Source organism: Streptomyces sp. NPDC001890 (assembly GCF_042891445.1).
Lineage (GTDB): Bacteria > Actinomycetota > Actinomycetes > Streptomycetales > Streptomycetaceae > Streptomyces.
This window is the reverse complement of sequence record NZ_JBIATE010000008.1, coordinates 194,822-207,009: the sequence shown is the minus strand read 5'-3', so window position 1 is coordinate 207,009 and position 12,188 is coordinate 194,822. Positions and strand designations below refer to the sequence as shown.

General features: G+C 72.7%; 13 protein-coding genes and 2 tRNA genes. 5 read left to right on the top strand and 10 right to left on the bottom strand.

Translation table 11 applies throughout. The features are described from left to right. Positions 1–122 precede the first annotated feature (122 nt). The gene (locus ACFYY1_RS21970; protein ID WP_376630767.1) at positions 123–848 is read left to right on the top strand and encodes a 3'-5' exonuclease; all 726 of its coding nucleotides are present in this window, start codon (positions 123–125) and stop codon (positions 846–848) included. 76 nt (positions 849–924) lie between these two features. On the opposite strand, the gene ACFYY1_RS21965 is transcribed toward ACFYY1_RS21970, so the two are convergent. After that, positions 925–996 (bottom strand) — tRNA-Val (locus ACFYY1_RS21965). 39 nt (positions 997–1,035) lie between these two features. Beyond that, entirely contained in the window at positions 1,036–1,482 is a 447-nt protein-coding gene (locus ACFYY1_RS21960; protein ID WP_388587948.1) for an SRPBCC family protein, read from the bottom strand. 83 nt (positions 1,483–1,565) lie between these two features. On the opposite strand from ACFYY1_RS21960, the gene ACFYY1_RS21955 reads away from it, so the two are divergent. Then, on the top strand, positions 1,566–4,121 hold the full coding sequence (locus tag ACFYY1_RS21955; protein ID WP_388587946.1) for an SCO7613 C-terminal domain-containing membrane protein: 2,556 nt from the start codon (positions 1,566–1,568) through the stop codon (positions 4,119–4,121). 365 nt (positions 4,122–4,486) lie between these two features. Here the strand turns inward: ACFYY1_RS21955 and ACFYY1_RS21950 are convergent. Both ACFYY1_RS21950 and ACFYY1_RS21945 read right to left on the bottom strand, forming a co-directional pair. Beyond that, positions 4,487–4,558, bottom strand: a tRNA-Val gene (locus ACFYY1_RS21950). Between the two features lie 54 nt (positions 4,559–4,612). Beyond that, entirely contained in the window at positions 4,613–5,101 is a 489-nt protein-coding gene (locus ACFYY1_RS21945) for a TIGR02611 family protein (protein ID WP_388587944.1), read from the bottom strand. A gap of 190 nt (positions 5,102–5,291) precedes the next feature. Between ACFYY1_RS21945 and ACFYY1_RS21940 the strand changes: the two genes are divergently transcribed. Both ACFYY1_RS21940 and ACFYY1_RS21935 read left to right on the top strand, forming a co-directional pair. Next, positions 5,292–5,705, top strand: coding sequence for an SsgA family sporulation/cell division regulator (locus tag ACFYY1_RS21940; RefSeq protein ID WP_003959770.1), 414 nt, complete (start codon positions 5,292–5,294; stop codon positions 5,703–5,705). Between the two features lie 310 nt (positions 5,706–6,015). Further along, entirely contained in the window at positions 6,016–6,603 is a 588-nt protein-coding gene (locus ACFYY1_RS21935; RefSeq protein WP_388587941.1) for a CGNR zinc finger domain-containing protein, read from the top strand. A 4-nt stretch (positions 6,604–6,607) separates the two neighbouring features. Here ACFYY1_RS21935 and ACFYY1_RS21930 read toward each other — a convergent pair whose 3' ends face one another. The 3 genes from ACFYY1_RS21930 to ACFYY1_RS21920 all read right to left on the bottom strand — a co-directional run bounded on the left by ACFYY1_RS21930 (position 6,608) and on the right by ACFYY1_RS21920 (position 8,626). Then, positions 6,608–6,763, bottom strand: coding sequence for a hypothetical protein (locus ACFYY1_RS21930; protein WP_351204130.1), 156 nt, complete (start codon positions 6,761–6,763; stop codon positions 6,608–6,610). A 275-nt stretch (positions 6,764–7,038) separates the two neighbouring features. Continuing rightward, on the bottom strand, positions 7,039–8,058 hold the full coding sequence (locus ACFYY1_RS21925) for a LacI family DNA-binding transcriptional regulator (RefSeq protein ID WP_388587940.1): 1,020 nt from the start codon (positions 8,056–8,058) through the stop codon (positions 7,039–7,041). A gap of 112 nt (positions 8,059–8,170) precedes the next feature. Beyond that, positions 8,171–8,626: a hypothetical protein gene (locus tag ACFYY1_RS21920; protein WP_388587937.1), complete on the bottom strand. Its 456-nt coding sequence runs from the start codon at positions 8,624–8,626 to the stop codon at positions 8,171–8,173. 203 nt (positions 8,627–8,829) lie between these two features. Between ACFYY1_RS21920 and ACFYY1_RS21915 the strand changes: the two genes are divergently transcribed. Beyond that, positions 8,830–9,345, top strand: a complete 516-nt coding sequence (locus tag ACFYY1_RS21915) for a DsbA family protein (RefSeq protein ID WP_388587934.1) — start codon at positions 8,830–8,832, stop codon at positions 9,343–9,345. Positions 9,346–9,375: 30 nt separating this feature from the next. Here the strand turns inward: ACFYY1_RS21915 and ACFYY1_RS21910 are convergent, their stop codons facing one another. The 3 genes from ACFYY1_RS21910 to ACFYY1_RS21900 all read right to left on the bottom strand — a co-directional run bounded on the left by ACFYY1_RS21910 (position 9,376) and on the right by ACFYY1_RS21900 (position 12,151). Then, entirely contained in the window at positions 9,376–10,212 is an 837-nt protein-coding gene (locus ACFYY1_RS21910) for a GNAT family N-acetyltransferase (protein WP_388587932.1), read from the bottom strand. Positions 10,213–10,277: 65 nt separating this feature from the next. After that, a complete protein-coding gene (locus ACFYY1_RS21905; protein WP_388587929.1) occupies positions 10,278–11,099 on the bottom strand; it encodes an aminotransferase class IV in 822 nt (273 codons plus the stop codon). Beyond that, positions 11,099–12,151 (bottom strand): chorismate-binding protein, encoded by a 1,053-nt coding sequence (locus ACFYY1_RS21900; protein ID WP_388587926.1) that lies wholly within the window; start codon positions 12,149–12,151, stop codon positions 11,099–11,101. Before ACFYY1_RS21900 ends, ACFYY1_RS21905 begins: the two co-directional genes overlap by 1 nt. Between the last annotated feature and the right edge of the window lie 37 nt (positions 12,152–12,188).

The following is a 12,188-nucleotide window of genomic DNA, read 5'->3' as shown; positions in this document are numbered from 1 at the left end:
CCTCACCTGTGTTGTCACCGCACGGGACGGCCCGCAAACGGCGTACGAGGCAAAGGGCGCGGGTATCACCGGACCGGGCAGAGGAATCACACATCTGCCGTTCGGGCACGAGGAGTTCGGGGATGACTCACTGGTACGAGGGGCCGCTGGCCGCTTTTGACACCGAGACAACAGGAGTCGACGTCGAGGGGGACCGGATCGTCTCGGCCGCCCTGGTCGTCCAGGACGCGGCGGGCGGGCGGATGCGCGTCACCCGCTGGCTGGTGAATCCGGGGATACCGGTGCCCGTGGGGGCGACCGAGATCCATGGTCTGACCGACGATCACCTGCAGCGCAACGGCCGCTGGCCGGCGCCGGTGGTGGAGGAGATAGCCCGCGCGCTGGCCGAGCAGTGCGCGGCCGGGCGCCCGCTGGTCGTGATGAACGCGCCGTTCGACCTGACGCTGCTGGACCGCGAGCTGAAGCGCCACCGCGCCTCGTCGCTCGGGACGTATCTGCAGAACTCCCCGCTGTGCGTGCTGGATCCGCGCGTGCTCGACAAGCATCTGGACCGCTACCGCAAGGGGCGGCGGACCCTCACCGATCTGTGCGAGCTGTACGGAGTGGTGCTCGACGGCGCCCATGACGCGGCGGCCGACGCGGCGGCCTCGCTGGAGCTGGTGCGTGCGGTGGGGCGGCGGTTCTCGTCCCGGCTGGAGCGGCTGACCCCGCCGGAGCTGCACACCCTGCAGGCCGTGTGGCATGCGGCGCAGGCGCGTGGACTGCAGGCGTGGTTCGCGAAGAACGGCACGACGGAGGCGGTGGATCCGGCCTGGCCGCTGCGCCCGGAACTGCCTGCCGCGGCATGAGAGGGTTCCCGGCCCCCGCTTGCGCACACGCAGAAGCCGGTCCGTCGATTCTGCTGACGGACCGGCTTCTTCCGGGTGGGCGATACTGGGTTCGAACCAGTGACCTCTTCGGTGTGAACGAAGCGCTCTCCCACTGAGCTAATCGCCCGGGAACGGGTTGAACCATACAGGGCTCCCGGGGTCCGGTTCAAACCGCTTCCAGCCTGGCCGTGAGACCCCGCCGCCCGGCACGCATCATCAGGGCGTGATTGGCCCGGAACACCGGGCGTCCGGGCACCGCCAGCAGCCGCATCAGCCGCCGGTGCACCTCGACCTCCTGCTCGTAGACGGCGCGGCTGCCACCGCCGTGCGGGGTGACCGTCCAGCGGACCCAGCCGTCCAGATCGCCGCTGAGGGTCGCCTCGATGACCCCGGCCCGCCGGTCGCGGCGGCGTTCGCGGACGGTCATGACGAGGTCGAACGGGAGGAGCGAGCGGATGCGGGTGGTGCCGGTGGAGCCGTCGACCGGGGTGACCTCGCGGACCTGCGGCCACCAGCGCGGGTAGTCGTCGCCGCGTTCGAGGATCTCGTACACGGCGTCGGGCGGGGCGGGAAGGTCCCAGATACTCACGAATCGGTAGTGGCTCCAGTCCATGGATCCAGTCTGCGCGTACTCAGCCGGGGAACTGAGTATCCGAGCGCATGTCCGAACCTGTGGCTCGCGCCACACTCGCGTCCATGGAACATGTGCCGCCACCCGCCGAGGAATTGGCGCTCCTCGATCGCGAACTGGCCCGGCTGGACGCCCGCCGGTCCCAGTTGCTGGTTCGCCGCGCCTGGCTGCTGAGCGTGCTGACGCCGCCCGCCGGGCCTCCCGGCGCGCCGTCGGCCCCGTGGCCCGCCGCTCCGTTCGGTCCGCCCGCGACGGCCCGGCCCGCGGCTCCGTTCGCGGCTCCGTGGGGGCCGCCTGCCCCGCAGGCCGGACCGCGCAGCGCGCAGAACGTGCTGCTCACCCTGGGCGGTCTGCTGCTGACGATCGCGGCGATCGCGTTCACCCTGGTCAGCTGGGGCCACATGGGGATCGCCGGCCGTTCGGCGGTGCTCGCCGTGGTGACGCTCGCGGCGCTCGCCGCTCCCGCCGTACTGCTGCGTCGGGGGCTGTCCGCGACGGCCGAGTCGCTGGGTGCGCTGGCGTCCGTGCTGATGATCCTCGACGCCTACGCGCTGCACCGGGTGGCGGTGCCGGAGGCCGGCGGTGCTGGCTACGCCGCGGCCGCCTCGGCGGTGCTGGCGGTGCTGTGGGGCGGGTACGGGCTGCTGCTCGGCCGGCTGCGGCTGCCGCTGCCCCTGGCGGTGGTGAGTGCTCAGCTGCCGCTGGTGCTGTGGGCCTGGTCGGCCGGCGCGGGCGCCTCGGTGTTCGGCTGGGCGCTGCTGCTGACGGCGGCGCTGGACTGCGCGATCGCGCTGTGGGGGCCGGGTGTCGCGGTCCGGGTGACGGCCTGTGTCGGCTGCTGGACGACGGGCCTGTCGGGACTGCTGGTGGCCCTGGGGCAGTCGGTGTCCGCCGGCACCGCGTCGGGTGCGGTGGCGCCGGCCGCGCTGCTGCTCGCGGGCGCGGCGCTCGCGCTGTTCGGTGCGTGGCGTGCGCCCCGGGGGCTCGCAGTGGCCGGTGGTGTGCTGGCCGGGCTGTCCGGGGTGGCCGCGGTGGGTGGCGTGCTGCGTGCCGGGGTGGACTGGGACTGGTCGGTGCCGGTGTATCTGCTCTGCGGTGTGGTGCTGTTGGCGGCCGTGCGCGCACCGCTGCCCCGTCCGGTCGGACAGGGGCTGGTGTGGGCCTCGTCGGCGGTGACCGCGGCCGCGGTGCTGGCCGCGGTGCCGCCGGTCGGCATCTCGCTGCTGGGCGCGGCGTCGCAGCTGGCCCGCGTGTGGACCGGCGCTCCCGACGGCGGTGTCCGTGGTGCGCTGGGCACGGAGGACCTGGCGTGGCCCCAGCCGGCCGCGGCCCCGGTGGTGTTGCTGGTGGTGGCCGGTCTGCTCGGGCTGGCGCACCGGTCCTGGGCCCGGCTGGTGCGGGTGGCCGGGCCGGTGGTCTCGCCGGGTCCGGCCTGGCGGAACGCGGCGGGGGCCGCGGCGACGGCGCTCTGCTGGGCGGGGCTCACCACGCTGCCCGCGGTGCTGGGGCTCTCGTACGCGGCGGCGGTGTCGGTGCAGTCGGTGCTGGTCGCCGCGGTGTTCGCGGTGGCGGTACGGGCTCTGCGCGATGGAACGGGCGCCGTGGGGACGACCGCGCTGGTCTGCGGCCTGGTCGGCGCGGTGAGCGCGGGGCTCCTCTCGCTCGCGGCCCAGGCCACGACGTACGCGGTGTTCGCGGCGCTGCTGCTGGTGCTCGGGGCCGTCGCGGTGCTGCTCGACGGCGCCGCGACGCCGGAGCGGGCGCTGCCGGACGCTCCGGCGGCGCGTGCGGCAGGGGCGCTGCGGATCGCTCAGGCGGTGACGGCGTGCGGGGCCGTGCTGTGCGCGATGGTGCTCGCCCGTGCGGCCGGGGCGTCCCTGGAACTCGCCGGACACCGGGCGGCACCGCTGATGCTGGCCGTCCCCGTGGTGACGGTGCTGCTCGGGGCCCGGCTGCGGAACCGTCCGCCGACTCTTCCGGTCGAGCTGACCGGGGCCCTGTCGGCCGGGGTGGCGGTGCTCATGGCGGTGCCGGACGGGCCGTTCCTGGCGCTGGTGCTGGCGCTGAGCGGAGTGCTGGCGGCGGGCACGGCCGTGCGGGCCGAGCGTCGGCCGGTGGCCGGGTACCTGGCGGTGGCGCTGTTCGCGCTGGCGACCTGGGTGCGTCTGGCGGCCTCGGACGTTTCGGCCCCGGAGGCGTACACGCTGCCGGTGACGGTGCCCGCCCTGGCGGTCGGGTTGCTGCGCCGGCGTCGCGACCCGGAGGCGTCGTCGTGGACGGCGTACGGGGCGGGTCTCGCGGCGACGCTGGTGCCGAGCCTCTTCGCGGCCTGGGTCGATCCGCACTGGCTGCGGCCGCTGCTGCTCGGCGCGGCGGCCCTGGTGATCACTCTGGCGGGTGCCCGGCTGCGGCTCCAGGCACTGCTGCTGGTCGGTGGCGCGGTGCTGGCCCTGGACGCCGTGCACGAACTGGCGCCGTACGTGGTCCAGGTGGTCGGCGCGCTGCCGCGCTGGCTGCCGCCCGCCCTGGCCGGGCTGCTGCTGCTGGTGGTCGGTGCGACGTACGAGCAGCGGCTGCGCGATGCGCGACGGCTGAAGGAGACCGTGGGCCGGATGCGCTGACGGCACGTCGCATGGCGAGCGGCGGCGCGAACTCGCCCGTGAAATCGAGCAGTTCGCGCCCCGCCGTCGCCGCTGCGGGAATTCCCGGCGGAGTTCCCGAATCGTCCGGGGCATTGCTCACGGCTGCCGGGGACCGAACTCTTTCCGGGAATTCCCGTGACCGCCCGAGCGGGCCGGCCGCGATATCCGGATACCACTCCTCGATTTGCGGACCCGGAGCGTCCGCCACCGCATGGATTGAATCGTTCACGAAAGCGCTTGTGAATCGTTCCGCGGGCATCGGCGAGGACCCGGCGGGCCGGCCGGGAACGGAAAACGCAGAGGGCCCGCGAGACTCTGCGGTCTCACGGGCCCTCTGTCCGGGGTGGGCGATACTGGGTTCGAACCAGTGACCTCTTCGGTGTGAACGAAGCGCTCTCCCACTGAGCTAATCGCCCGGGCGCAGGCCAAACATTACCCCATGTCAGCGGCACCCCATGACCACCCCCGGGTCACTCGTTGATCTTCCACGGCATGGTGATGCCGAACTTCCAGACGTAGATCCCCACCAGCACCGCGATGATCACCAGGCCGATCGACGTGAGGATGATGTTGCGCCGCCGGACCTTGGGGTCCAGCGCCCGCTGGGCGGCCTCGGTCACCTTCCGCCTGGTCCAGCGGAGCACCAGCTGCGCCCAGACGAATTCGGTCGCCCAGATCGCCATGCCACCGAAGATCACCAGCCAGCCGGGGCCGGGCAGGGGCAGCATGACGATGCCCGCCACGACCACGGCGAAGCCGACGACGAAGACGCCGACCTGCCAGCTCAGGTGCAGCGTCCTGGACGCCTTGATGAACCCGGGCGCCCGGGAGCCGAGCTCCTTCTCCTTGGTCACACCCTCGGTGACCTCACCCGTCACGCCGTCCGCCCTGTCCCCCGCGCCGGACACCGGTGTCGCCGACGCGGCGTCCCCGTTCCGCACGTCACGCTCCGCATTCATGACAGCCAACCTACCGGAACGGCCTTCGTCACCGGAATGGCCGCATAACCGAAAGTTACACACCGCCGTACGAGCTACCTGAAGGAACACAAAAAGGTCAGAGGGGTTTACAACGCCACCGTAGGTGGCATGTCGATTTCGCCGACGTGCGAATCCCCGAGCGCACACTGAGCGAAAGGCCCTGGCGCTTATGAACACCACGGTCAGCTGCGAGCTGCACCTGCGCCTCGTTGTGTCGAGCGAGTCCTCACTGCCTGTACCAGCGGGCCTGCGGTATGACACGGCCGATCCGTATGCCGTGCACGCCACCTTCCATACCGGAGCGGAGGAGACGGTCGAATGGGTATTCGCCCGCGACCTCCTTGCCGAAGGGCTGCACCGGCCCACCGGCACCGGAGACGTCCGCGTCTGGCCATCCCGTAGTCACGGCCAGGGCGTCGTCTGCATCGCGCTGAGCTCCCCAGAGGGCGAAGCCCTGCTCGAAGCCCCGGCGAGAGCCCTGGAGTCGTTCCTGAAGCGGACCGACGCCGCGGTTCCGCCAGGCACCGAGCATCGTCACTTCGACCTCGATACGGAGCTCTCACACATCCTGGCCGAGAGCTGAGCCAGGCCGAGAGCTGCACGGCGCCGTCCGACTCGGGGAGACGGCGCCGCGCGGAAAACCTCATACGGATGACACCGGCGCCGTGATCACGGAATCCACCGTGGTGACGGCGCCGGTGCGTGCCCGAGGACTCGTGGCGCCCGCCTCACGCCCCGGACGGACGCCGACCGGCCATGGATACCCACCCATGGCCGGTATCCGCTCTCCGGACCGCCCACGGGCCCTCTCGGGCCGCTGTGCGCCACGGCCGAGCCAGTAGAGTCAGCCCGCATCGGCGGACACCCGTCCGCCGGAGGCAGGGAGCGGAAGCGTGCTGATCCCCCACGACACCCGGATCGCCCTCGACACGGTGATCGAACTGATGAACACCGCACCGGAGAGCGAACCGCCGGCGAGCGGGCAGCCGGAGGACGAGCCGGGCGACGGCCTCGCCGACATCGTGGCGCTCTACGACTTCGCGCGGCGCCATCGCATCAGCGGCGTGGGCGAGCTCCACGAGAAGGACCTGCGGGCCGTACGGGAGGTGCGGGCGCGCTTCGCCGAGATCTTCGCGACGGACGACGCGCAAACCGCCGCCTCGCTCGTCAACGCGCTCGTCGCCGCCGCCGGCACCACGCCGCAGCTCAGCAACCACGACGGCTACGACTGGCATGTGCACTACTTCGCCCCGGACGCGTCGATCGCCGACCACCTCGCGGCCGACTGCGGCATGGCACTGGCCTTCATCGTGGTGGCGGGCGAGCTGGAACGGCTGCGGCGGTGCGAGGCGCCGGACTGCCGGCACGCCTTCGTCGACCTGTCCCGCAACCGCTCCCGGCGCTACTGCTCCAGCCGCACCTGCGGCAATCGTCTGCATGTGGCCGCGTACCGGGCACGCCGCAAGGAAGCGGCCGGCTGACCGTTCACAGCATGAAGAGATCGTGCACCGCGGCCATCAGCAACAGGCTGCCGACCACCGCGAGGAAGATCATCAGAGGCGGCTGGGAAAGCGCGAAGAGGCAGCCGCGCGGCTCTTCGGCAGGGCTTGCGGGGGCATCGCCCCGGGAGGTGTCGACCATCGCAGGACGATCATGACTCAGACCGACCCCCGTTGGCGATCAACACGCTTCTTCGTACCGGGAGTTCACCCACCCTCGAAGCGGCCGGGATTCGCTCCGGCGTCCGATCTCCCGCCACACATTCGGTGCGCACCCCTGAGCACCGCGTTCCCCAACTCCCCCTGACTGAAACCCGGGACACCGAACGGCGGTCGGCCCGCCCGGCCAACACCGCCTCGTGCACGGCGCATTCGCGATACGGCCGCACATGACGCAGCGGCACTCGCACCGCGGTCTCAGCCCGGCGTCGAGCTGGAGGCCCGCACCACGAGCTCCGGCTGGAGCACCACACTGCGGTGTTCGTGGGTGCCGTCCTCGTCGTCCGACTCCTCCAGCAGGAGCTCCGCGGCCATCCGGCCCATCACGACCGCGGGCTGGCGGACCGAGGTGAGCGGTACGGCAGCGGCGGCGGCGAACTCGATGTCGTCGTAGCCGACCAGGGCCATGTCCTGCGGCACCCTGACGCCCGCCGCGTACAGCGCCTGGAGCACCCCCAGGGCGAGCAGGTCGTTGGCGCAGAACACCGCGGTCGGCCGGGGCACCAGGCCGAGCAGCCGGGCCCCGGCGTCGCGGCCCGCCGCCACGTCCAGCCGGCCGGAAGGGATCTCGACGAGCGCCTCGGGCGGCAGCCCGGCATCCGCGAGGGCCGCGAGGGCGCCCTCGCGCCGGTCCCGGATCTGGTGGAGGTCGCCCGGACCGCTGACGTAGGCCACCGAGCGGTGACCGGCGGAGACCAGATGGCCGACGGCGAGGGCGCCGCCCCGGACGTCGTCCACGCAGACCGCGCAGGTGCCCGTGGAGGACGCCACCCGGTCCACCAGCACATGGGGAATCCCGTGCCGCCCGAACGCCTCCAGGTTCCGGCCGGTCGCGTCGGCCGGGGTGATCAGAACGCCGCAGACCCGCTGTTCGGCGAAGAGCCCGAGGTACTCGGCCTCCTCCGCCGGGCTCTGGTCGCTGTTGCAGACCATGACGCCGAGACCGGCCTCCCGGGCGGCGCGCTCGGCGCCGCGGGCCACGTCCACGAAGAACGGGTTGCCCATGTCGAGGACGAGCAGGGCCATGATCCGGCTGCGGCCCGCCCGGAGCTGGCGCGCCGACTCGCTGCGTACGTAACCGAGTTCCTCGATGGCGGCGAGCACCCGGGCACGGGTCTGCGGCAGCACGGCCTCGGGCCGGTTGATCACGTTGGACACGGTGCCCACGGAGACGCCGGCCTGCCGGGCCACATCCTTGATCCCTGCCACACGCGCCACTTGTCCTGCCCCACTGATGCCTTCGGCCGCGCCGGACCGCGGCGTGTCCCCATCGTACGGACGGCGCCCGGGGACGGCCCTCCGGGCCGGGGGCAGGGGCCGGGGCCGGATGTCAGATGCCGTGCTTCTTCAGAATGGCCTCGATGTCACTGAAGTCGTCGCCCGGCGAGGCGGACTGCTGCCGGGGCTTCGTCTTCGGCTGCGCCCGACTCCCCTGGCCCCCCGCCCCCAGGGACGGGGCCGAGGCGGCGGGGGCGACGGCTTCGCCCTGCGCCGCCCGCGCGGCGGCCCGGCGCTCCTTGCGGGTGCCGCCGCCGCGGCGCTCGATCGCCCGGGTCGTCATGAACAGCAGCCAGGCCACCGCGAGCAGCCCGAAACCGAGCCAGACGCTCGGCTTGAAGGCGATCCCGGCGACCCAGTCCACGATCCCGGTCAGGACCAGGGCGATCGGGACCAGGGAGTAGGCGGCGATCCGGGTCGCGGCGAGGAAACGCCTTCGCCAGGCGGTGACGGCGGCGATGCCCAGGCCCGCGGCGGACACCGCGGAGCAAATGGTCTCGGCAAGCATCGGTGCCTCCAGGCGCACGGGGAAACGTCCCTTCCATCCTGCACCGGTGACCGGCCCGGCGGCCACGATCCGGGACCGCATCAGGGACATTTCAGGGCCCGGATCCTCCCCAGGTGCCGATCGGCGGCCTGCCGGGCCTGCGGAGCCCCGGCGGGACCGGGTGCCGATTGGGAGGCTCGCGCGAGCCCTGGGAGACTGGCCGCATGAGCGATTCCACCCCTGCGGCCCCCGTCGTCCTCGACGTCTGGTGCGAGCTCCAGTGCCCCGACTGTCACCAGGCCCTCACCGATGTGCACGCCCTGCGGGCCAAGTACGGCGACCGGCTGGAGGTACGGCTGCGGCACTTCCCGCTGGAGAAGCACAAGCACGCCCACGCCGCCGCGCAGGCCGCCGAGGAGGCGGCGGCGCAGGGCAAGGACTGGCCCTACGTCGAGGCGGTGCTCGCCCGTACCGCCGATCTCGCCCGCACCGGCGAGCCGCTGCTCGTCGAGGTGGCACGGGAACTCGGCCTGGACGCCGAGGAGATGGACACCGCTCTGATCGACGGGCGCCACATGCTGATCGTCGACGCGGACCAGGCCGAGGGCAAGGCGATCGGGGTCACCGGCACCCCGACGTACGTGATCGGCGACGAGCGGCTGGACGGTGGCAAGAGCCAGGACGGGCTGCGCGAACGGATCGAGGAGATCGCCGACCGGCTGCTCGCCGAGCGGGGCTGAGCGGGCTGAGCGGCCTGAGCGGGCCCGCCCTCAGAGGTTCTTGACCAGGTTGTACTGAGTCGTCCGGTATCCGAGCGACTCGTACAGCCGCAGGGCGGGCGTGTTGGACGTGAGCACGTGCAGGCCCAGCCGGTCGTCGCCCGCGTCGAGCGCGATGCGTTCCGCCTGGAGCATCAGCGCCCGGCCGTACCCCCGCCCCCGGAACTCCGCGCGTACCTCCACGTCGAACACGTAGCCCACCAGCATCCCCGGATGCATCTCGTGCCGCGCCACCCAGACGTGGCCCACGACCTCGCCCTCGTGCGTGAGGACGTGCAGATGCGTTCCTTCGGTGGCGAGGCCGTGCGGCAGGTTCTGGGCGTGGCCGGTCTCGGCCTTGCGCATGGCCTGGTCCGCGGGGACGCCGCGTTCGATCCAGGTCTGCGCGTAGTCGCTGATCGCGTGGCGCTCCCACTGCGCGAATTCCTCGTCCGTCATCGGCCGGGCGGTGACGGCGCCGGGCAGGGCGGGCGGGACCGGCGCCACTTCCTTGACCATGTTCCTGCTGCGCTCGGTGTAGCCCAGCGCGGTCGCCAGCCCCTGCCCCGCCGGGACGTCAGCCGGGACCGACAGCTCCATCCGGGTGCAGCCCCAGCCGCGCAGCACCTCTTCGGCGGCCAGCGCGGCGATGGTGCCGCGGCCTCGCCTGCGGCGGGATTCGTCGATGCGCAGCGAGCGCAGCACGCCCGCCTTCGCACCGAATCCCGGATCGGTGCCGATCTCGACGGCGCCGACGGGCCGCCCGTTGTCGCACACGTCATACGCGCGGAACTGCGCACCATCGGCGCCTTGCTGGATCGGCCCGGTCGGCCGGAGGGTGGTGGTCATCGCAGCTGTTCTATCCGCTTCGGCCCGGCCCGTCACCCGATTTCCCGTTCGGACGTGGCCCGGTGCTACGGGTCGAGGTCGTTCCCGGCCCGCTCGTCGAAGATCCGCATGGCCTTGGTGGTCACCGGTCCGGGGCCGCCGGGCAGTTCCCGGCCGTCCACCCGGTGCACGGCCTGCACGTCGCGCAGGGTGGAGGTGAGGAAGATCTCCTCGGCCCGCTCCAGGATGTCGAACGGCAGATCGGTCTCCTGCGCGCCCGTCCACTCCACGGCCAGCGCGCGGGTGATCCCGGCCAGGCAGCCGGAGGCGACCGGCGGGGTGTGCAGCTGCCCGTCGAGGACGACGAAGACATTGGACCCGGTGCCTTCGCAGAGCCGGCCGGCGGTGTTGGCGAAGAGCGCCTCAGTGGCGCCGTGCTCGTGGGCGCGTGCGAGGGCGACGACGTTCTCGGCGTACGACGTGGTCTTGAGGCCGGTGAGCGCACCGCGCTCGTTGCGGGTCCAGGGGACGGTGATCACTGCGGTGGTGTCGGGGCGTCGGGCCGCCTCGCCGAGGGCGACGACGAGGCCGGGGCCGGCGTCGCCGCGGTCGGAGCCGAGCGGGGAGAGCCCGCCGGTGTAGGTGATGCGGAGCCTGCCGAGGGCCATCGGGTTGGCGTCGACGACTTCGGCACAGGCCCGGCGGACCTCGTCGAGGTCGGGGTCGGGGAGTCCGAGGCCGCGGGCCGAGCGGGTCAGCCGGTCGAGGTGGCGGGTGAGGGCGAAGGGCCTGCCGTCGACGGTCCTGACCGTCTCGAATATGCCGTCCCCCACGGTGAGCCCGTGGTCGAGCACGGACACCCTGGCGTCCTCGGCGTCGCGCAGTTCGCCGTTGACCCAAATCCTCATCACGCGGTCCTTCCGGTTGTGTCGTGGTCGCCCGACGCTACAGCGAGCAGCCGGGACGCCTTGAGCTCGGTCTCGTCCCACTCGCGTTCCGGGTCGGAGCCCCAGGTGATGCCGGCCCCGGTACCGAAGCGGAGGACCGGGGCGGGACCGGTCCGGTCGATCCAGAAGGTGCGTATGCCGACGGCCAGCGAGGCGGTGCGGCGGTCGGCGTCGACCCAGCCGATGCCTCCGCAGTAGGGCCCGCGCGGTGCGGTCTCCAGCTCCTCGATGATCCGCAGGGCGCTGGACTTGGGTGCACCGGTGACGGAGCCGGGCGGGAACGCGGCGCCGAGGAGCTCGGGCCAGCCGGCGCCCTCGGCGAGCTCCCCGCGCACGGTCGAGACGAGGTGGACCAGGCCGGGGTGCTTCTCGACCACGCAGAGGTCGGGAACGGTGACCGATCCGGTGGCGCAGACCCGGCCCAGGTCGTTGCGGACCAGGTCGACGATCATCACGTTCTCGGCGTGGTCCTTCTCCAGCAGATCGTCCTCGGTCCGCCCGGTGCCCTTGATCGGCCCCGACTCCACGGTCCGGCCGTCCCGCTTCAGGAAGAGCTCGGGGGACGCGGTGGCGATCTCCACGCCGTGCGCGGGCAGCCGGATCGTTCCCGCGTACGGAGCGGGATTGCCGCGGGCCAGCAGCGATGTCAGCGCGTCCACGTCCGCGGCGGCCGGATCGGGCAGGGGCGCGGTCAGTACCCGGCAGAGGTTGGCCTGGTACACCTCGCCCGCCGCGATGTACGCGCGGATCCGCCGTACGCCCGCGACGTACGCGGCGCGGTCCAGGGACGAGGTCCAGCCACCGGCCGCGGGCCCGCGCCAGGCTCCCGGCACAGGGGCGGGCACCGCGCGGGTACGTACGGAGCCGAAGCGGGCGCAGACGAGACGGCCCTCGAAATCGGCGGCCACGGCCCAGAAGCCGGACGATTCGAGGGCTGCGGGATCACTGGTCACGTCCTGCAGATCGGACGCGAGGAGGCCGCCGAAGCGGGCTATCGGAGCGAGGTCGTGCACGTCGTCGAGTCTAGGACGGCACGCGACGAGCTGCCCC